Origin of the sequence: Desulforamulus hydrothermalis Lam5 = DSM 18033 (assembly GCF_000315365.1) — a bacterium.
In the GTDB taxonomy this organism is placed as follows: domain Bacteria; phylum Bacillota; class Desulfotomaculia; order Desulfotomaculales; family Desulfotomaculaceae; genus Desulfotomaculum; species Desulfotomaculum hydrothermale.
This window is the reverse complement of record NZ_CAOS01000004.1, coordinates 12,019-30,376: the sequence shown is the minus strand read 5'-3', so window position 1 is coordinate 30,376 and position 18,358 is coordinate 12,019. Positions and strand designations below refer to the sequence as shown.

The 18,358-nt window shown below is 48.2% G+C and carries 16 protein-coding genes and 4 tRNA genes; 3 read left to right on the top strand and 17 right to left on the bottom strand.

Annotated elements, in window-relative coordinates; all coding sequences use genetic code 11:
- Positions 1-200 precede the first annotated feature (200 nt).
- The 4 genes from lonB to tig all read right to left on the bottom strand — a co-directional run bounded on the left by lonB (position 201) and on the right by tig (position 5,291).
- Entirely contained in the window at positions 201-1,919 is a 1,719-nt protein-coding gene (gene lonB / locus DESHY_RS04120) for an ATP-dependent protease LonB (protein WP_008410642.1), read from the bottom strand.
- Between the two features lie 130 nt (positions 1,920-2,049).
- Positions 2,050-3,300, bottom strand: a complete 1,251-nt coding sequence (gene clpX, locus DESHY_RS04115; protein ID WP_008410641.1) for an ATP-dependent Clp protease ATP-binding subunit ClpX — start codon at positions 3,298-3,300, stop codon at positions 2,050-2,052.
- Between the two features lie 19 nt (positions 3,301-3,319).
- Positions 3,320-3,907, bottom strand: coding sequence for an ATP-dependent Clp endopeptidase proteolytic subunit ClpP (gene clpP / locus DESHY_RS04110; RefSeq protein WP_008410638.1), 588 nt, complete (start codon positions 3,905-3,907; stop codon positions 3,320-3,322).
- Between the two features lie 76 nt (positions 3,908-3,983).
- Positions 3,984-5,291, bottom strand: a complete 1,308-nt coding sequence (gene tig / locus DESHY_RS04105; protein ID WP_008410637.1) for a trigger factor — start codon at positions 5,289-5,291, stop codon at positions 3,984-3,986.
- 722 nt (positions 5,292-6,013) lie between these two features.
- On the opposite strand from tig, the gene DESHY_RS04100 reads away from it, so the two are divergent.
- Entirely contained in the window at positions 6,014-6,574 is a 561-nt protein-coding gene (locus DESHY_RS04100) for a hypothetical protein (protein WP_008410636.1), read from the top strand.
- Between the two features lie 86 nt (positions 6,575-6,660).
- Here the strand turns inward: DESHY_RS04100 and DESHY_RS04095 are convergent.
- The 10 genes from DESHY_RS04095 to DESHY_RS04050 form a co-directional block, all read right to left on the bottom strand.
- A tRNA-Leu gene (locus DESHY_RS04095) sits at positions 6,661-6,746 on the bottom strand.
- A 36-nt stretch (positions 6,747-6,782) separates the two neighbouring features.
- A tRNA-Lys gene (locus DESHY_RS04090) sits at positions 6,783-6,858 on the bottom strand.
- Between the two features lie 9 nt (positions 6,859-6,867).
- A tRNA-Gln gene (locus DESHY_RS04085) sits at positions 6,868-6,942 on the bottom strand.
- 21 nt (positions 6,943-6,963) lie between these two features.
- Positions 6,964-7,040 (bottom strand) — tRNA-His (locus tag DESHY_RS04080).
- Between the two features lie 193 nt (positions 7,041-7,233).
- On the bottom strand, positions 7,234-8,160 hold the full coding sequence (locus DESHY_RS04075; RefSeq protein WP_420795109.1) for a DMT family transporter: 927 nt from the start codon (positions 8,158-8,160) through the stop codon (positions 7,234-7,236).
- 337 nt (positions 8,161-8,497) lie between these two features.
- On the bottom strand, positions 8,498-11,452 hold the full coding sequence (locus DESHY_RS04070) for an AAA family ATPase (RefSeq protein ID WP_008410633.1): 2,955 nt from the start codon (positions 11,450-11,452) through the stop codon (positions 8,498-8,500).
- On the bottom strand, positions 11,452-12,813 hold the full coding sequence (locus DESHY_RS04065) for a metallophosphoesterase family protein (RefSeq protein ID WP_008410632.1): 1,362 nt from the start codon (positions 12,811-12,813) through the stop codon (positions 11,452-11,454). The genes DESHY_RS04070 and DESHY_RS04065 overlap by 1 nt, the downstream gene beginning before the upstream one ends.
- A gap of 126 nt (positions 12,814-12,939) precedes the next feature.
- A complete protein-coding gene (locus DESHY_RS04060) occupies positions 12,940-13,164 on the bottom strand; it encodes a DUF378 domain-containing protein (protein WP_008410631.1) in 225 nt (74 codons plus the stop codon).
- Positions 13,165-13,254: 90 nt separating this feature from the next.
- On the bottom strand, positions 13,255-13,446 hold the full coding sequence (locus DESHY_RS04055; protein WP_008410629.1) for a DUF3006 domain-containing protein: 192 nt from the start codon (positions 13,444-13,446) through the stop codon (positions 13,255-13,257).
- Between the two features lie 24 nt (positions 13,447-13,470).
- Complete coding sequence (locus DESHY_RS04050) at positions 13,471-14,352, bottom strand: ComEC/Rec2 family competence protein (protein WP_008410627.1); 882 nt, start codon at positions 14,350-14,352, stop codon at positions 13,471-13,473.
- Positions 14,353-14,532: 180 nt separating this feature from the next.
- Between DESHY_RS04050 and DESHY_RS04045 the strand changes: the two genes are divergently transcribed.
- On the top strand, positions 14,533-14,871 hold the full coding sequence (locus DESHY_RS04045; RefSeq protein ID WP_008410626.1) for a DUF2680 domain-containing protein: 339 nt from the start codon (positions 14,533-14,535) through the stop codon (positions 14,869-14,871).
- Positions 14,835-15,131: a hypothetical protein gene (locus DESHY_RS13510; protein WP_143147827.1), complete on the top strand. Its 297-nt coding sequence runs from the start codon at positions 14,835-14,837 to the stop codon at positions 15,129-15,131. The genes DESHY_RS04045 and DESHY_RS13510 overlap by 37 nt, the downstream gene beginning before the upstream one ends.
- Here the strand turns inward: DESHY_RS13510 and DESHY_RS04040 are convergent.
- The 3 genes from DESHY_RS04040 to DESHY_RS04030 all read right to left on the bottom strand — a co-directional run bounded on the left by DESHY_RS04040 (position 15,118) and on the right by DESHY_RS04030 (position 18,200).
- Positions 15,118-15,855, bottom strand: coding sequence for an N-acetylmuramoyl-L-alanine amidase family protein (locus DESHY_RS04040; RefSeq protein ID WP_008410623.1), 738 nt, complete (start codon positions 15,853-15,855; stop codon positions 15,118-15,120). The genes DESHY_RS13510 and DESHY_RS04040 overlap by 14 nt on opposite strands.
- Positions 15,856-16,200: 345 nt before the next feature.
- The gene (locus tag DESHY_RS04035) at positions 16,201-17,301 is read right to left on the bottom strand and encodes an FUSC family protein (RefSeq protein WP_008410622.1); all 1,101 of its coding nucleotides are present in this window, start codon (positions 17,299-17,301) and stop codon (positions 16,201-16,203) included.
- Between the two features lie 86 nt (positions 17,302-17,387).
- Positions 17,388-18,200: a histidinol-phosphatase gene (locus DESHY_RS04030; protein WP_008410621.1), complete on the bottom strand. Its 813-nt coding sequence runs from the start codon at positions 18,198-18,200 to the stop codon at positions 17,388-17,390.
- Positions 18,201-18,358: the final 158 nt, after the last annotated feature.

Below are 18,358 nucleotides of genomic sequence, written 5' to 3'. Positions count from 1 at the left end.
TTGTATACTAATCCTGTGATAGTTGACTAATTGATTTAGAATACAGTAATCATAACATAAAAAATAAGAATCCCGCCACAACAATAATTCCCAGTAACGGAAAAAACCCAGCAATTGCCGGGTTTTTTAAGCTAAGAGCAGCAAATTTGTCACTGCTGTCTGACAGGTTGTTTCATATCTCGCATTTTTTAAATGTATATTCAGGATTTGGCAGCTTCTTGCGATAAAAAGGCTGCCGCAGGTAATTCCAGCCCGCTGGGTAAGGGCTGCCATTTGTGTTCTTCAGCGGTTGTTTGGCTCAGCAAGGCCCCGTTGATTACTTCGTCCAGGGTTTCTACCGCCACCACGGTAATATCGGACATGTTTTTAAATATTTCCTGGTAATTTTCCCGGGGAATAAAAACTTTTTTCACACCCGCCTGGCGAGCTGCCTCAACCTTAGCCACAACACCGCCCACCGGTTTCACCAAGCCTCTGATAGATATTTCCCCTGTCATGGCCACCGTATTGTCTACCGGAATGCCCTTGATGGCAGAATATATGGCGGTGGCAATGGTAACCCCGGCAGACGGGCCGTCCACCAGACCGCTGCCTAAAAAGTTAACATGAATATCATAGTTGCGCGGATCTACATCCATCACCCGCCTCAATACTGTCACAACATTTTCCACCGAACTGCGGGCCATGCTTTTGCGGCGTATTTTTTTGCTGCCGCCCCCGATTTCCTCCTCTTCTACCACACCGGTGACAATAATTCTGCCTGATGCCGCAGCTGCCGGAATGACAGTGGCCTCCACCTCGGACAGGATACCCATATTAGGCCCGTATACTGCCAGGCCGTTAACCACTCCCACCTGGGGTTGCGGGTTTATTTTCCGTTCCGGTCGCGGGGTATACTGACCGCTGTTGATTACCCACTCAATGTCACGCACCAAGATATTTTGCCGTCCCTCGGTAAGGGCAATGCCGCCGCCAATTTGAATGATATTGACTGCTTCCCGGCCATTGGTGGCATAGCGTTTAATGACATCCAGGGCACCTTCTTCCAAGGGAAAACCAATTTTTTCAGCTGCGTTGGCTGCAATTTTTTCAATTTCATCCGGCAGCAGCGGGCGAAAGAAGATTTCCAGACACCGGGAACGGATAGCCGGGGGTATTTCTTCGGGCGTTCTGGTAGTGGCCCCCACCATGCGAAAATCGGCCGGCAAACCGTTTTGAAATATGTCATGAATATGGGTAGGGATGTTGCTGTCTTCTGAGCTGTAGTAGGCGCTCTCTAAAAAAACCTTGCGGTCTTCCAGCACTTTTAACAACTTATTCATTTGAATCGGGTGCAGTTCGCCGATTTCATCAATAAACAACATTCCCCCGTGTGCTTTGGTAACCGCACCCGGTTTGGGCTGGGGTATGCCCGCCATACCCATGGGGCCGGCCCCCTGGTAAATGGGATCATGTACCGAGCCAATCAGCGGGTCGGCAATGCCCCTCTCGTCAAAACGGGCGGTGGTGGCATCCAGCTCAACAAACTTAGCGTTTTCTTTAAAGGGTGAGTTGGGCGATTTTTTGGCTTCTTCCAGTACCAGGCGAGCAGCTGCCGTTTTGCCTACCCCCGGCGGCCCATAGATAATAACGTGTTGCGGGTTGGGCCCGCAGAGGGCCGCCCGGAGAGATTTAAGGCCTTCTTCCTGGCCGATAATTTCATTAAAGTGTTTAGGTCTGGTTTTTTCCGCCAGCGGTTCAGTTAATGAAATAGCCCGCAAACGCTGCAGTTTCTCCATTTCTTTGCGTGATTCTTTTTCTACCGCGGTTTTATTGTTCTGCTGTGCCTTTAGCAAATTCCAAAAGTAAAGGCCGATAACCACCGCAAAGAATACCTGTATAAAGGTGAGAAACCCCCCCAGACCGGTAAGTTCCCCCATAGCATTGCCTCCTTTAGGTTCAGTTCCTTATTGTATTATTGCTAAAAAGGCCATGTTTTACACATTACTGGATGGATTTCTTGGCACATAACAAAAAACACGGAGCAGCAACTCCGTGTTTTTTGAACCGTTAGGCCGATTCTTCTTTTTTCTTTTTATTATCAACGGTAATAAGAAGCGGTTCACCCTTCTTGAGAATAGCTTCTTTGGTAATAATGACTTTTGCAATATCCTTACGGGAAGGAATGTCATACATGATATTCAGCATAACCTCTTCCATAATGGCCCTGAGACCGCGGGCGCCGGTATTGCGCTTCAGTGCCTCTCTGGCTACCTCCCGCAGTGCGTCCGGCTGAATTTCCAGGGCTACCCCGTCCAGCTCAAACAACTTTTCATATTGTTTGGCCAGAGCATTTTTGGGTTCTGTAAGAATCTGCACCAGAGCATCTTCATCCAGGGCATCCAGCGTAACAATCACCGGCAGGCGGCCCACAAATTCAGGAATTAACCCAAATTTAAGCAGGTCTTCCGGTAAAATGTGCGCCAGAATTTCACCGATTTTTTGTTCCTTCTTGGTCTGGATTTCTGCTCCGAAGCCCATTTGCTTCTTGCCGATGCGGTTTTGAATTATTTTTTCAATGCCATCGAAGGCGCCGCCGCAGATAAATAAAATATTGGTGGTATCCAGTTGGATGAACTCCTGGTGCGGATGCTTGCGCCCGCCCTGAGGCGGCACGCTGGCCACCGTTCCCTCCAGGATTTTTAATAAGGCCTGTTGAACTCCCTCGCCGGAAACATCCCTCGTAATAGAAGGATTTTCTGACTTGCGGGCAATTTTATCTATTTCGTCAATATATACGATACCTTTTTCGGCCTTCTCAACATCGTAATCGGCAGCTTGAATCAGTTTCAGCAGGATATTCTCAACGTCTTCGCCAACATATCCTGCCTCGGTTAAAGAGGTGGCATCTGCAATGGCAAATGGCACGTTTAACAGGCGAGCCAATGTCTGGGCCAGCAAAGTTTTACCGCACCCGGTAGGGCCAAGCATGACGATATTGCTCTTGGACAATTCGACATCCTCTACCTTGCCCCCCAGATTAATACGCTTGTAATGGTTGTATACGGCCACAGCCAGTTGTCGTTTGGCATTTTCCTGACCAATGACATACTGGTCTAAAATAGCTTTAATTTCTTTGGGCTTTGGCAGGTCGCCCATGTCCAGGCCGAGATCGTCGCTTAACTCTTCTTCGATGATTTCGTTGCATAATTCAATGCATTCATCGCAGATATATACTCCGGGCCCGGCCACAAGCTTCTTGACCTGGTCCTGCAGTTTGCCGCAGAAGGAGCATTTAAGCTGGCCTTTCTCGTTAAACATATTTCCACCTCTTTTATCTTTACTTCCTATACGGCATCACCTCATCGATGATTCCATACTGTTTAGCCTCTTCAGCAGACATAAAGAAGTCACGCTCGGTATCTCTGGCCACCTTTTCCAAAGGCTGTCCGGTATGATAAGCCAATTTTTCGTTTAACAGATCTTTCATCCGCAAAATTTCTTTGGCATGAATATCTATATCGGTAGCCTGCCCCTGTACACCGCCTAGGGGTTGGTGAATCATAATTCTTGCCATGGGCAGAGCATAACGCTTACCCTTGGTGCCGGCCGCCAGCAGGAAAGAACCCATACTGGAAGCCTGCCCCAGGCAGATGGTGGATACAGGAGGTTTAATATACTGCATAGTGTCGTAAATGGCTAAACCTGCCGTTACAACACCACCCGGTGAATTAATGTAAAGATGAATATCCTTTTCCGGATCCTCCGCCTCCAGGAACAGGAATTGGGCAATGACCAAGTCTGCCACATGGTCATCAATTGGGCCGCCGATAAAAATAATGCGATCCTTTAACAGTCTGGAATAAATATCGTAGGCCCGCTCGCCCCGGTTGGTTTGTTCTACAACAATTGGTACTAAGCCTGACAAATCCCTCGCCTCCTTGATCTATAGAGATCTTTGATGAAACGGCTATTTTGGGCTTACTCTTTCCAATCTATGCAATTTATGCCTGGACGGTGTCTTCAACAATGCTGGCATTTTCCACCAGGAAGGAAACCGCTTTGCGGCGGGCTATATCTTGAGATATATGCCCCAGCTCACCTTGTAATTCCAGGGTTTTGCGTACAATTTCCGCATCCTGTTTAACATAATCGGCAATCTTCCGGATCTCCTGGTTAATTTCCTCTTCGGAAACCTGAATGTTTTCCGCCCGGGCAACCGCATCCAGAACCAGCTCGTTTTTCACGGTTTTTTCAGCATCCGGCTTCATGCGCTGCCGCATGTCAGCAAGGCTGGTATTGGTGAACTGGAAATACTGATCCAGGTTGATGCCCTGCTGGGCCAGTCGCTGACCAACGCTGTTAAGCATTTCGTCAACTTTTTGTTCTATCATGGCGGCGGGAATTTCCACGCTGGCATTGGCTGCCACAGCTTCCACCACGCCGTTTTCTACGGCTGATTTAGCCCTGGCCTCGGCAGCTTCCTTTAATTTATTCCGAATATCTGACTTTAATTCTTCCAGGGTATCAAATTCGCTGACGTCTTTGGCAAATTCGTCATCCAGGGGCGCTAATTCCTTACGTTTAATTTCCTTAACAGTTACTTTGAAGGTAGCAGGTTTGCCGGCCAGGTCTTCAGCATGGTACTCTTGCGGGAAAGTCACGTTAACTTCTTTTTCTTCGCCAACTTTGGCACCGATAAGCTGGTCTTCAAAGCCGGGGATGAAGGCTCCGGAACCAATGGTCAGGGAATAATTTTCCGCTGTGCCGCCAGGGAAGGCTTCCCCGTCAACATAACCGGCAAAATCAATAATGGTTATGTCGTCTTTTTGCACTTCGCCTTCTTCAACGGTAACCAGTTTGGCATAACGATTTTGCAGGCGTGCCAGTTCTGCCTGAACATCTTCATCGGAAACCTCAGTGGACGGGCGCTTTACTTCGATGCCTTTATATTCGCCAAGGGTTACCTCCGGTTTAACCTCTACGGTAGCTTTGAAAATAAGGGGTTTACCCGGTTCTCCCTGTACAATGTCAATTTTGGGCCGGTCGATAGGTTCGGTTTTGGTTTCTTCCAGGGCTTGCATGTATGCCTCAGGAACGATGATTTCAGCAGCTTCACCAAACAGGGTCTCTTTGCCTACAAAACGCTCCACCAGGGCCCTGGGGGCTTTACCCTTGCGGAAGCCAGGGATGTTCACCTTTTTTACAATATTACGGTAGGCCTGCTGCATGGCCTGCTCCACTTTTTCGGTTTCTACTTCAACTTCCAAAAGGACGGTGTTTTTTTCTATCCTTTCTGCTGTAGCTTTCATTAACAATGTTCCTCCTTAGTTACATGTTTTGTTAGAGTATTCGTTTGAGTTTTTATATAAAATTACACCCTCCCCTGGCTGATGCTATTTATAGGCCTTGTAGTATAACCAATTACAGTTAAGGATACTGCTTTTAGTTCTACGAAGGGTTATCTAACTCCTGCTTAAGTTAGAATCATTTCCAGCCAAAAAGGGCAATTTTTTCCAGTATGCTCAATAATTAAAATACCAGGGCATAACCCTGGCTACTCTAATTACTACAATTATACCATAATGTTATGGGTTTGCAAAACTTTTACAAACAATTACTTACACTTCTTAATATAACAATTATTTTTTTATCAAGATTAATTATATAATTGAAAAAACACTGAAAATTGTGTTAATATAATTTTAACGGAGGATTGCGAAAGATGTCAAATGTCTGTTATATTTGTCAAAAGACAATACCCAAGCCCCTGGAATGTGCCGTTTGCGGTCATGAGATATGCCCCTCTTGCAGTGAGCAATGCAGTATCTGTAAACAGTGGATCTGTTTCCGCCATCTCATTTGTGTGTATAAAAAAGAGCACATTTGCACGGAATGTTATGCCAATCAATTGATGAACAGTGTTGACTGACCGGTTATTGATACCGGTTTTTGTTTTTTCCGGTAACCTTTCCAAGTATTCTCACATACAATTACTGTAAAGAAATATTTCAAGCATGGGAGGTTCAACTCTATGACGGATGATTTAAAAGAAACACAAAGCCCGGACGAGGTCAGCCAGCAAGACGCCGCCATTACATCTTCAGGTTTTTTGGGCAGGCGGGGTTTACTGGCCCAGTTTACATTTAAAACTCTGCAGCCATCAAACACCAGCGGCGCCACAACTGTTCCTTTAACATCAACTCCCACCACCATTGCTGCACTGACGGGCCATGACGCCTTAAATATTTTAGATGTTTGCAGCCGGGTATGCCTGACTGCCACCGTTGGCTGGCAAGCGACGGACAACACATCCCGCCAGGGAAGGGTAGATGTATTGTTTAAAATCTATCGTGAAGCTCCGGTATCCGGTCCTTTAATTTTCAGTTGCCGCCAGACGGCAGAAGCCGGTGATTATGAAACCACCACATTTACTCATGTGGATCTGCCGCTGCTGCCCCTTGATCCCTGTGATAAACACTGCCACCAAAAAATAAGTTATTTCTTGACAGCAGAACTTCCGTTAACCGGTACTCAAGCCAACGTAATCGGCCCGATTACCTTCACCGGCGCACAGATTTTACCCAATCCTTAGGCCTCTTTGCTTAATTCGCCAGGCGGCGGAGCAATCATAAAATAAATCTAAAACCCGAGGAGTTTACCCTCGGGTTTTGCAGCAAGTGGTGCGGATGAAGGGACTTGAACCCCCACGCCTTGCGGGCACCAGATCCTAAGTCTGGCGCGTCTGCCAATTCCGCCACATCCGCAAGTAGCAAGCATTAAAAAACACAATATATGCAAAATGGTGACCCATCCGCGACTCGAACGCGGGACACCCTGATTAAAAGTCAGGTGCTCTACCGACTGAGCTAATGGGTCACGCTAAAATGGCTGGGGCGGCTGGATTCGAACCAACGAATGCCGATTCCAAAGACCGGTGCCTTACCGCTTGGCGACGCCCCAGTAAACTATATTTAAATATTATGGGGTGGATAATGGGACTCGAACCCACGACCCCCAGAGCCACAATCTGGTGCTCTGACCAACTGAGCTATATCCACCACAACAACTTGCTGACTCGCACAAATTATATTAGCAAACACTTTAATGTTTGTCAAGGGTTATTGCGCTTATAACTTTTCATAAACTAAAGTGTTTTGCCATACCGCATAAGACATATTGTCGTGAACAATTATTTATTATATGTATGCTAATATTAGTTGTCAACTATTATCTTTAAAATATGCAAGGACATTATCCCTCTTGGCTGACAGATTGCTTGTCAGGCAACTTTTCTTGTTCCGGCACACACTGGATAGCTATGACACCGATTAAAATCATGGAACAGCCAACCAACTGCAGCGGGTATAAAGTTTCTCCCAACGCCAAAAAAGCCACCACAGCAGCCACCACCGGTTCCATGGTGCTGGTTAAGCTGGTAATAACCGGCGTGAGGCAGTTTAAGCCGCAAAAATAAAAACCAAAGGGCAGCACAGTGGCAAACACAGCTATGTACAGGAAGAAGTACCACTCGGTAAGGCTGTGCCCCACCATGGCAACCCAGGGCGGTTGAAAAATATTCCAGACCAGCGCCCCGAAGCCGAAACAGTACAAAAGCATGGTCCAGTGATTCATAGTAGCCAGGCCCTTTTTGCCGTAAAGGGTATAAAAAGCCAAGCTGGCTGCGGAAACCAAGCCGCTTGCCAGCCCAGGCCAGTTAACTGCCAGTCCTCCTCCCGGGACTCCGCTGACAATTAAATAGCCGCCCCCGGCAGTAAGCAATAAAGCCAACAGTTTTACGGGACTTTTTGACTCCCTCTGGCGCAAAAATGCGTAGACAGCCACAAGAGCCGGCGCCAAATACTGTAAGAACACCGCTGTTGCCACGTTAGTTTGGCTGATGGTAAAAAGGTAGCTGAACTGAACCAGCCCGACGCCGGCGGTACCCAGAACCGCCAGGTAGGGCAACTGGGATTTTTTTACCTTTAACAGGTGCGGCTGCCAAACTGCCAGGTAAAGCAGCAGCACCGCGAATGATAAAGTAAGCCGGATTGTGACCAGGTGCATGGGGTTAACCTGATGGTTAAATAAAATTTTCGCCACTGTCCCGGAAACACCCCATAAGAAGGTCGCCCCCACCAAAAAGAAAAAACCTTTTATGGAAGGCTTCAAAACAAACACCCCCTCGTGTCATATATTTAGAGTCCTAAAAAGAACGGTAATATAAACCCTTTATTATTTATATCATGTTGATCTTTGAAAACCGGAAATTAATTCTGCCTTTTACCGGACGGTTAATATTTACGCCCCTAAATCCGAGTGTTTGGTAAATTTTACACACAGTTTATATCTGTTTAATACCTGTATTGTATGCTTGTAAAAAAAGCGAAGGAGTGTGCAAAATGGAACTCAAGGAGTCTGTGGCTAATCTGCTGCAGGTTAATGAGCAGCTAAAGCGTCAAATTGCCGGTTTCAATATAACCTTCCGCAAATTTTTAGCCTACATAAATTCAATTACTTAAAGTTTGGTTCCCTCCACCGGTGAATAGTTTAAATGCAAGGCGTGCTCCACCTTGTCATCAAAGGCCTGATCGTGGGAAACCAGCAGCAGTTGTTCAAACCGGCACTCCTGTTGTGCTTTCATAACAGCCTCGGCCAACATTTGCCGGCTTTCGGCGTCCAGACCATAGGTTGGTTCGTCAAAGGCGCAAAAACCGGCAGCTGAAAATTCTTTCACCAGGGCCAGCTGCATGGCCAGAGCCGCTTTCATTTGTTGCCCGCCGGACAGGCTGGCAAATCTTTTTTCTCCGGAAACCGTAGCGACGGTCAGGCTGTAATCAGCGGCACGCCACTGAAACTGGGCTGCTTCGTTGCTCATCGAATTATAGATAACCTGAGCCTGGGCAGCTACCCGCCCGGTTAAATTGCGGACCAAGGGTTCCTGGGCGTTTTTCAGCACCTGCCGGGCCTTTTCCAGAATACTTTTCTGCGCCTGCAGGTGCAGCAGTTCCTTGACCTGTTCGTCCCTTTGCCTCTGCAAACCGTTTAAAAGGTTGACCCGCTGAGTTTGTTCCTCTACCGCCCGGTTAGCCTCAGCCAATTTACTGGCAGCCTCCCCCAACTCAAGGTTAGCCCTGGCATAAATTTCTTTTAGTTCTTGATGCTGATCCGGCCGGTAGGCAGCTTCCGCAGCCTGGCAGGCCAGTTCTGCCGCTGCCAGGGCAATCTCCGCCTGCCGCAGTTGGTCGGTGCTTTGGGCCAGCCGGTTCTGGTATTCTTGTATTCGTTCAGCCACCGGCCGGTTTTCCAGGTAAGTGGTGTAACCGGCCTGGTGGCAAATTTTTTGCCGGTTGGCTGAGGCCAGTTTTTCGTCCAGGTCGGCAAAGGGCTGCAGCAGAGATTCCAGTTCCTGAATTCGCCGCCGGGTGGCAACCAGGGAGTCAGCAAGATCTGCCGCCTGTCTGGCTGCCTCAGCGGAGCTTTGATGCAGTGAGGCAATTTCCCCGGCCAATGCTTGCAGCGCTTTTTCTTCCGCCGCCAGCTCTTTGCTGTGCGCCAGACGCACGGTGAGGTTTTCCTGTGCGGCGTTGTATTGTTGTTCTACCAGCGGCTTCCACTTTTCAAAGTTATCATAAAGCAGCTTTTGCAATTCTTTCATTTCCTGCACAGCAGCCCGGTAAACATCCAGGTTAATCTCGTCTTTGACGGTTAAGCCCTTTAGTTTGGGCGGCTGTTCCCCGATTTTTAGTGCGGCTGCCAGTACGGCAGCCGCCTGCCTGCCCCGGCTGTCTTCCAGTTGTTGGTATAAGCCGGCTATGCTCTTGCCCAGCTGACGGATGCGAGCTTGCTTTTCCAGTTGTTCTTTTTCTAAAGCCCGCCATTCTTCCAACCGTTCTCCGGCTTCCGCCAGCAGTTTAAGTTTTTCCTGGTGTTCGGCAGCCGCAACGGAAATTTTGCGGTTAAGCTGCTGCAAATCCTGGCGGGCCTTGTCCGGATTAAACTGGCTGCAGGCAGTACCCAGCAGGGGGCACTGTCCGCCGGACAGCTTCTCCAGCTGCTGTTCCAGGATAACCTTGTCTCGCTTTGCTCTTTCCAGGTTATCCCAACAAGCACGTTCCCGGGATTCTGCTTCGGCCAATCTGTCTTTGGCCAGCGCCAGCCGGGCAGCCACCTGGTTATCCAGCAGGTTAAGGTTATGCGCCAGTTCCGCCAGTTGCTGGATGGCCGGTTTGTTTACGGCACTCATGGCCCTGAGCCACTCCACCACCTGCACCAGGCAGTTTTTTAGCTCCTCTGCCTGCTGCTTGCAGCGCCGGGCATCCGCTTCGCCGGCCCGGTGGCACTGCACCTGCTGCTGCCAGACCGCCAGTCTTTCTTGATACTGCCGCTCTTTGCCGGCTGCGCTTTCTTTATCCCTGGCCGCCTCCTGCTGTTTCGCTGCCAGGTCTTTGCTCAATATGGTTTCTTCCTTTTGCAGAAATGTTAGTTCCTTATTTAAGTTATCCCGTTCAAGCCGTTGCTTTTCTAACTGGTTAATAAGTTTTTCCAGCTTAATATATGCTTCATAATCCTCCCTGGTTTGCTGCAAAAGTTCTGCCGCCCGCCGGGCTTCTTCCCATCTGGCGGTGTCTGCCGCCACCGCTGCCCCGGCCTGCTCCCGTTTGCCCCGGGCCTCTCCCAGTTGCAGCTTGGCTGTTTGGTATTTGGTTTGTAAAAGGTCATACTCAGCCAGCCGGCGTGCCGCATCGTCCAAGCGTTCTTGGCACTGCTGCACCAACTGCGCCAACGCGGCTTGCTGCCCAAGAACCTCCGCCAGCTTATCCGGTGCATCCGCCAGCTGGGCCAACTGACCCTCCAGCCGGCTGATCATAACCTCCTGGCGGACAATATCCTGCCCTATTTCATCACAAGGCTGCTTTAAATACTCAAAACACTGGCGGAAAATATCCACATCTAACAAAGGGTCAAAGTGGTTTTTCGCATCTCCGGGCTTCAGGTCAAAGGGAAGGGTAAAGCGGCCCTGTTTCACTCCCAGCAGGCTGTGGAAAACTTCCGTCAGGCGCTCAGGCTTTGCCACGCCGGCCAGTCGGGCCAGAAATTTTCGTACTTCCTGTTCTCCTTCGGCTTCGATGAAATCATCATCCTCACGCACAACCTTCCAGCGCCTGCCACCGTTGCCTACGTCCCTTTCCACCCGGTAAAGGCAATCCTGATGCCACACCCAGACATCTATTTCCCCGGCCTTGCTGCCGTTTCTTAGCAGGTAGGTGTTTTTGGCCATCCTGGCATTGCCCCGAACAGGCTCGGCGTCAAACAAAACATACCCGATAGCCTCAATGAGCGTGCTTTTGCCGGATCCGTTTTTACCGGCAATCTGGTTAACGCCGGGTTCCAGATATATGGTAATACCACGGCCGTTCTCGCCCTCGCCGTAACTTTTGATGTTTTTCAGTCTGATTTTTTGTATCCACATTAGCCTTCACCGTCCTTGGCAGCGGCGACAAATTTTGCCTGTTTTTCGTCAACAATTGCAGCCAGCAGTTGCTCCACCAGCGGATGGTTATGCAACCGTTCCCTGATTTCCTGAGCCGACACCTGGTTGCGCACATCCTCTTTCAACCGGTAAAGCAGACCGGCTAACAGCTCAGTCTGCTGTTCTAAACCGGGCAGGGGGTTTTGCCGCAGCACCTCATGGATGGCGGACAACTCAAGTTCTTCCCTGGTAGAACCCGCCTGCTTAACCGCCGCGGCTGCTTCGCCCAGCGCCGGCTGCAAGCCGCCGGAAATTACTTCCACCGCCATTACCGGCAGGCTTTCCTGCAAATAAGCAGCCAGTGCTTCAGTATCCAAGCGAATCCTTCCCAGGTTGACGCTACCGGTTAATTCCAATCTCACCGCATCCTCGGGCAATGCTCCCAAAGAACGCAGGTTGTTTATAATATCGGACTGTATGGCTTCCATGGCCCGCTTGGTTTTGTTCCCGTGGGGAGAACAATCGTAACGCAAATTAAGAACGCGGCGCTTGGGAACTTCAATTATCTCTGCCCGCCGCAGGGGGACGGTGTGAGCCGGGTCTATCTCCACCACTGCCAACCCCCTGGGCCGGCCATCATAACGGCTTTCTTCCAGCCTTACATGTTCCGGAGAACCGGGGTTAACAGCCCACCCGCCATGATGCATGGGTTTATGTATATGCCCTAAGGCCAGGTAATCCACACACCCATGGAGAAACTCCAAATTCTCCCGTGAAAACCCCCCGCCTTCCTGCACGATATAGTCCGGACCGGCGTGCAGCAGCATAACCAGGGCAGCCGGCTCAGCTGTTTGCCGCCAACCGGACAGCACCTCCGCAATCAACCGGGCCCGCTTTACCGTGCCGGCCCCCAGGTAGCCTGCCCCCACCAGGCGGATTCCTTTAAAATCTATATAGGAACCGCATCGCCGGGTCTCATCCCAGGGAGTAATCACCGGTCCCCGGGAGGTAAAAGGAATGGTCAGCAGATGCAACAAACCAATATCATTTAAATACTTCACCCAGGTAGGGGACTCGCCGGTCAGCGTAGCCCGGTCGTGGTTGCCTTCTATGGCAAAAACAGGAATACCGGCTTGTTGCAGCGGCATCAAACAGGCGGTTGCCTGCTGGAGAACCGGCGGCTGGATGTTGGGCGAATCAAAAAGGTCGCCTGCTATCAGCAGGGCATCCGCTTTTTGTTCAATGGTATACCGCACAATAAAATTAAGAGCCCGGGCAAAATCCGTATCCGGCAGCTTACCGTCCAGCCGCTGCCGGCCCAGGTGAATATCTGAACAATGTATAAACTTGACTTTTGACATGACAGGCACTCCCTATGGAACTGTTATGTTACAATTATAACCAACCCTCAGACGCCTGAACAGGTTGTTTGTTACGCCAACAACAAAACCCCTGCCGGAGAGGCAAAGGGTTTTGTTGTTCATAACTTACTTGTTTTCTACCGGTGCTCTGTCACGAAACAGGGTTGGGATGAGAATCAGTCCGGAAACACCAATCAGGCTGTAGATAATCTTACTGAGCATGGATGATTCCCGTGTTGCATCCCCACCCAACAGGGCAGCCACCAGGTCCCAGCTGAAAAGCCCCACCAGCAACCAGTTGAGAGCTCCTACAATGACCAGCACCAAAGCAACTCTGGATAACATTTCCACCGCTATCACTCCTCCAGAAAAGATTTATGATTACGGTAGTTATTGTTACCCAATTTATTGATTGTTATACATTTTTTACCAAAAACGACATCATTCAAATATTTCATCTACTAAGTTTTTGTTATTATACTCCGGTTGGGAGATAATCGTAAAAGTAAATTCTATCGCATCTCCTTCTCCGGCCTCCGGAGGCAGGAATTGCCTGGGCACATTCCACATAATTTGGCCCTCTGCCTCTAATACTGCCCAGCCGCCTTCAAAACGGTCAATCACTGCTTTCACTGTTTTCCCCTCCCAAACACCCGGCTATTTGCCTGCGGCAGCTGTCCTTTGGGTGGCCGCTTCAATTTTTTGGCCGTCTGTGGTCATTACAATTGTGCCCATCAGGTCGGTGCGGTAAACTTTAATGCCGGCTGACGCCAGTTTTTGCAGGGTTTCCCGGTGCGGATGGCCGTAATCGTTGCCAGACCCTACAGAAATAACCGCCATTTGGGGTGCCACCGCTTTTAAAAACTTTTTACCGGTGGACGAACTGCTGCCGTGATGAGCTATTTTCAAAACATCTGCTTGCAGGTCGTAGTTATTTTGCAACATCTCACTCTCGGATACCTTTTCAGCATCCCCGGTCAAAAGAAACCTGCTGGCACCAAAGGTTACTTTGCAAACAATGCTGTATTCGTTTAGTTCCTGGTAACTGTCACTGTTAGGGGCCAAAATATCTACCCTGGCTTCCCCCAGCGAGAAACTTTGTCCGCCCCGGGCAGCAATTGCTTTTAGTTTTTTTTCTTTGACAGCCAATAAAACATCTCGGTAGGTTTTGGTATTGTGATTTACTTTGGGCAAATATATTTTCTCAACTTCAAAGGCCTTTATTACATCATCCAGGCCGCCTATATGATCCTCGTGGGGATGGGTTCCCATAATTACCGCCAGCTTCTTTATGCCCAGCTGTTTGAGGTAATTTACCACCGCTTCGCCGTCATCGTTATTACCGGCGTCAACCAACATGCTCTGTTGGCCCACTTGTACCAGAATGGCATCCGCCTGCCCCACATCAATAAAATGAACTTTCATTGTACCCGGACTGACGGCTGCCGTTGGCAAACCGGCAGTATCACGGGCATTCCGGCTGCAGCCGGTTGTCACCAGCATGATTACTGCTAAAGCCAGTATAATTAACCTTTTCATCTTCACCCACTCCTGTTATCCGCTGCTGTATTGCTGCATAACAAAAAGCATTATACCATTAACTGCCGCCCCGTTAAAACAGGCAACCGGTAAAACTGTGACACTTTTGTAACATTTAGGAGACTGGTTTGTAAAACTTTCTGGTTATTATATAAATAAACAAAGAAAGGAGTTGAGAACATGAACAAACGTTTAATCCTGGTGGGCCTCTTAATTATGGCAGTAATTGCCTTTACAGTTCCCACCGCCTTTGCCGCTGACGATGTCAGCTCTCAGGCTAAAGCATGGTTCGACCAAAAGTTTGCTGCCAAAAAGGCCTGGGTTGAACAGGCTGTTAAAAACGGCCAACTGACACCGGAACAGGGGCAAGCCTGGCAGCAGCATTTCGACCAAATGAAGGAATGGCATGCTAAAAACGGTTACATTTGCCCCGGCGGCGGTCAGGGATGCTTTGGCAAAGGCCCCGGCATGGGCGGCGGACGTTGGATGAACCGCCAACCGGTACAACCGCAAACATAAGATGCATACTGAACAGTCCCCCCGGGGACTGTTCAGAGTGTCGACAAACTTTAACTGTGGTTTATGATTCCTTTGGCCCCGGTCTACGCACCGACAGCGCTATGATTTGCTACGGTCGCCCTTGGGATCGTCTCAACCGGGCCAGGATGGCCCGGTTCGGCCGGCGCCCGCATGACGTGGGCGCCACCCCGATTTCTTTCTTCGCTCATGCTTGGGCAAGTGGCCGGCAGCTACCTGACAGTTCTCTTAATGTATTTTAGGGTTGTCTTTTGTGAGGAATTGAATAGTTCCACGTCCGATGGCTTTGGCCAGTTGTTCCTGGTACTGCGGATTTTGCAACCTGTTTCTTTCTTCCAGGTTGCAAAGCCAACCGGTTTCGACAATAACAACCGGTATATCTAAATGTTTAAACAAATAGAAGGTGTCTGCCCTTGGTTCTTTTACCGGCATGCCGGGCAGCCGGTTTATTTCCTTTTGAACTGCATAAGCCAAACGGGTGCTGCCGGGGTTGGCCGCATCATAATATGTAATTGCCCCCCTGTCCCGGCCCAGCCCGGTGTTGACATGAATGCTGATGAAAACATCACCCCGGTATTGGCGGGCCAGTTCTATCCTCTTGTCTAAATCCTGCCGTTCAGCTTCCTTGGAATATACGCCGTCCCCGGTAAAGTCTATATCCTTATCCCTGGTTAGTTTTATTTTACAACCCTTTGCATGCCTGGCCACCCGTTTGGCAATCGCCAGGTTAATGTCTTTTTCCATAACTCCCTCCCGGCATGCGCCCGGATCGCTGCCCCCATGGCCCGGGTCAATGATAACCACCGGTTGCTGTGGCAGGGGTTTGCGCTGAGGCCCTGGCTTATTTAGGGCTTCCGACCTGTCAGCGATACCTTTGAGGAAAAATCCCAAGCCTATAAAAACTATAAGAAAAGCAAGCCATAACCAGGGGAGACTGTTTTTTTTATAAGGGCCTTTGATGTACATAACGCCGTATACCCTTTGCCTTTATTAATACCTTCACTAGTTTAGCTTTTTAACGAGCCGGTTATGCATAGTCAATTAAATATGCCGGCCAACGAAAAAAGCACTGCCGGCAGCAGTGCTGTTCTCAAAATTATAAGAACCAGATAAGCAGAACAATTATCGCTATAATGAGCAGGAAAAGAAAAATACAGCAAATAATCGGCAGCCAGAAGTTGTTATTGCAGGATTCTGCATAAGGCATCAGATCAACCCCTTTTTTCTACCAATCTATGAAATAGCCAATTTAGTTGTGATGATAAAAATTTTGTCTAATAAGTTAAATATCAACAAACTTGTTAAAATTATTCAAAAAGCTGTCGGCTTATCCTGCCTTTGCGTCAGGGAAAAATCCTTAATGCTCCGGCTGGCCCACTTGATATCATTTGCCACCACTGACACATACATAAAGGCATGCAAAAAGTCGGCACCGGTCAACCTGCTGTGCCATTGGTCGATAAAAAAACTTAATTCTTCCCAAAATTGCTCATTAACTTGTACCGGCGGCAAGGGTTTACCCTGTGAAACATGTTCAGACAAGCCCTCATTTAACTTTTCAAAAGATGCGATACCCCTCTCCAGCATTGCTAACACCATGTTAAACTCATCCGAAATAGGTGGGTTTCCCCTTTCCATGCGCCAAATCAAACGCTGTTCGGTGGCACTGTAAATTTCTTGACTTTTATAAAATAACTTTACATTAAAATCCAAGTATTTTTCCCATAATTCCTGCATTTCTTGCGGAACATGCTTTAAATAGCGGTTTTGCTCCTTGTGTAAAGCAAACAGGTTTTTCGATACTGCCAGCACTTCCTTAATCTCCGCTCGCTTCTTCTCATATTCATCTCTGTTGAGCGGCTCCAGCTTAATAAAACCTTTTACCAATTCTGTAAAAAAACCGGCAGTTAATTCATTTAATTTAGCCAGTTGGACTAAAAAATTGTTGCTATAGCGGGGCTGGGATAAAAAACTGTTTATGAAAAGTGCTGAGCCTAATCCGATAAAAATAACATATGACCTGGTTAAGGCGTGCTGCAGAAAATCATGTTGCGGTGCATCAAGTACAAAAATCCCGGCCACAACCCCCATAGAAATACCCTGTTTTAGATTTAGCTTGACGTTAGTAGAAATGATGAGGACGGTGACCAGACCCATTATTATCGGTCCTGTACCAAACGTATAGCCACAAATAACTGCTATAAGCACCGAGATAATATGAGTTATAACTTGTTCCACCGCATTACGGAAAGAACGATAGATGGATGGTTGTACATTAATCACCGCACTGACGGCAGCAAAGACTTTAGGTTCAATTTGCAGCAGGGTGCATATATACATGGACAGGGCAACCGCAATTCCCGTTTTTAGTATTCTGGCACCCACAAAGTGAAATATCCCGGATAAAGGCATGTGAACAACCCCCCTATAAATCAAGGTAAGATTTGTTTTTTTATGTAAAAAGAAAAAGGCGCTCGTAATTTCAGCGCCTTTGCTTCTTAACCCAATGGGCGGGCAACTGCCTGCCGGTTTGAAAACACCTGTATCTCCCGATAGCCCACCCGTTTGGCCAAAGCAACGGCTTGCGAAAAATTCGCCCCTACATCCTTCGGGCAGTGGGCATCTGAGCTGATGACAATGGGTACCCCTTGTTTATAGCATGCTTCCAGCAATAACGGGTGAGGATATATTTCCCCCACCGGTTTCCTTAAACCGGCTGTACTGATCTCTATACATGTGCCGTTGGCCGCCAGCAGCCTGGCAACCCGGTCGTATAACTCCTTAAGAAAGTTTACATCTTCCGGTACATACTTAAAAATTTTAGCTAAGTCAAGGTGCCCGGCAATATCAAATAACTTGCTCTGTGCCAAACTCTCAACTCGTTCAAAATAAGCCAGCCAAACCTCCTCAACTTTTCTCCGGTTCCATTCCTCTTTCATCTCCGACAGGTCGATACCCCATTCATCAATCCAGTGTACCGAACCTATAACGTAGTCAAAAGGATAATTTTTAATAAATGCTTCTATTTCTTTTTCTTTGCCCGGAAAGTAATCCATCTCAATGCCAAACTTTACCCTGATTCCCGCTTGCCGGGCTTTCAGAATCATCTCTAAATATTCTTCCATTCTCTGGTTTTGCCTTGCTTCCACCCAATCATTCCAGAAAATATGACGGGTCTCTACAAACCTGTAAGCATGTTCTGAAATTCCCCACTCCTCAATCCCCGCCGCCTCGGCCCGGCGCGCAAACTTCGATAGCCATTCTACAGTGTATGGCCCTTGTTCCACATGAATATGATAGTCTGTTAACATTTTTCACCCACCTTGCAGTTCTATAAAGCCAATCATATAAGCAGTTAAGAAAAAAATCAATAAATTTAAACTGTATACATATTTAAGATAATGTTTTATTTGTCTAAATTTTTCTGATAAAATTAAATTGTGTTATTATCTTTCAGATTGGAGGTTTA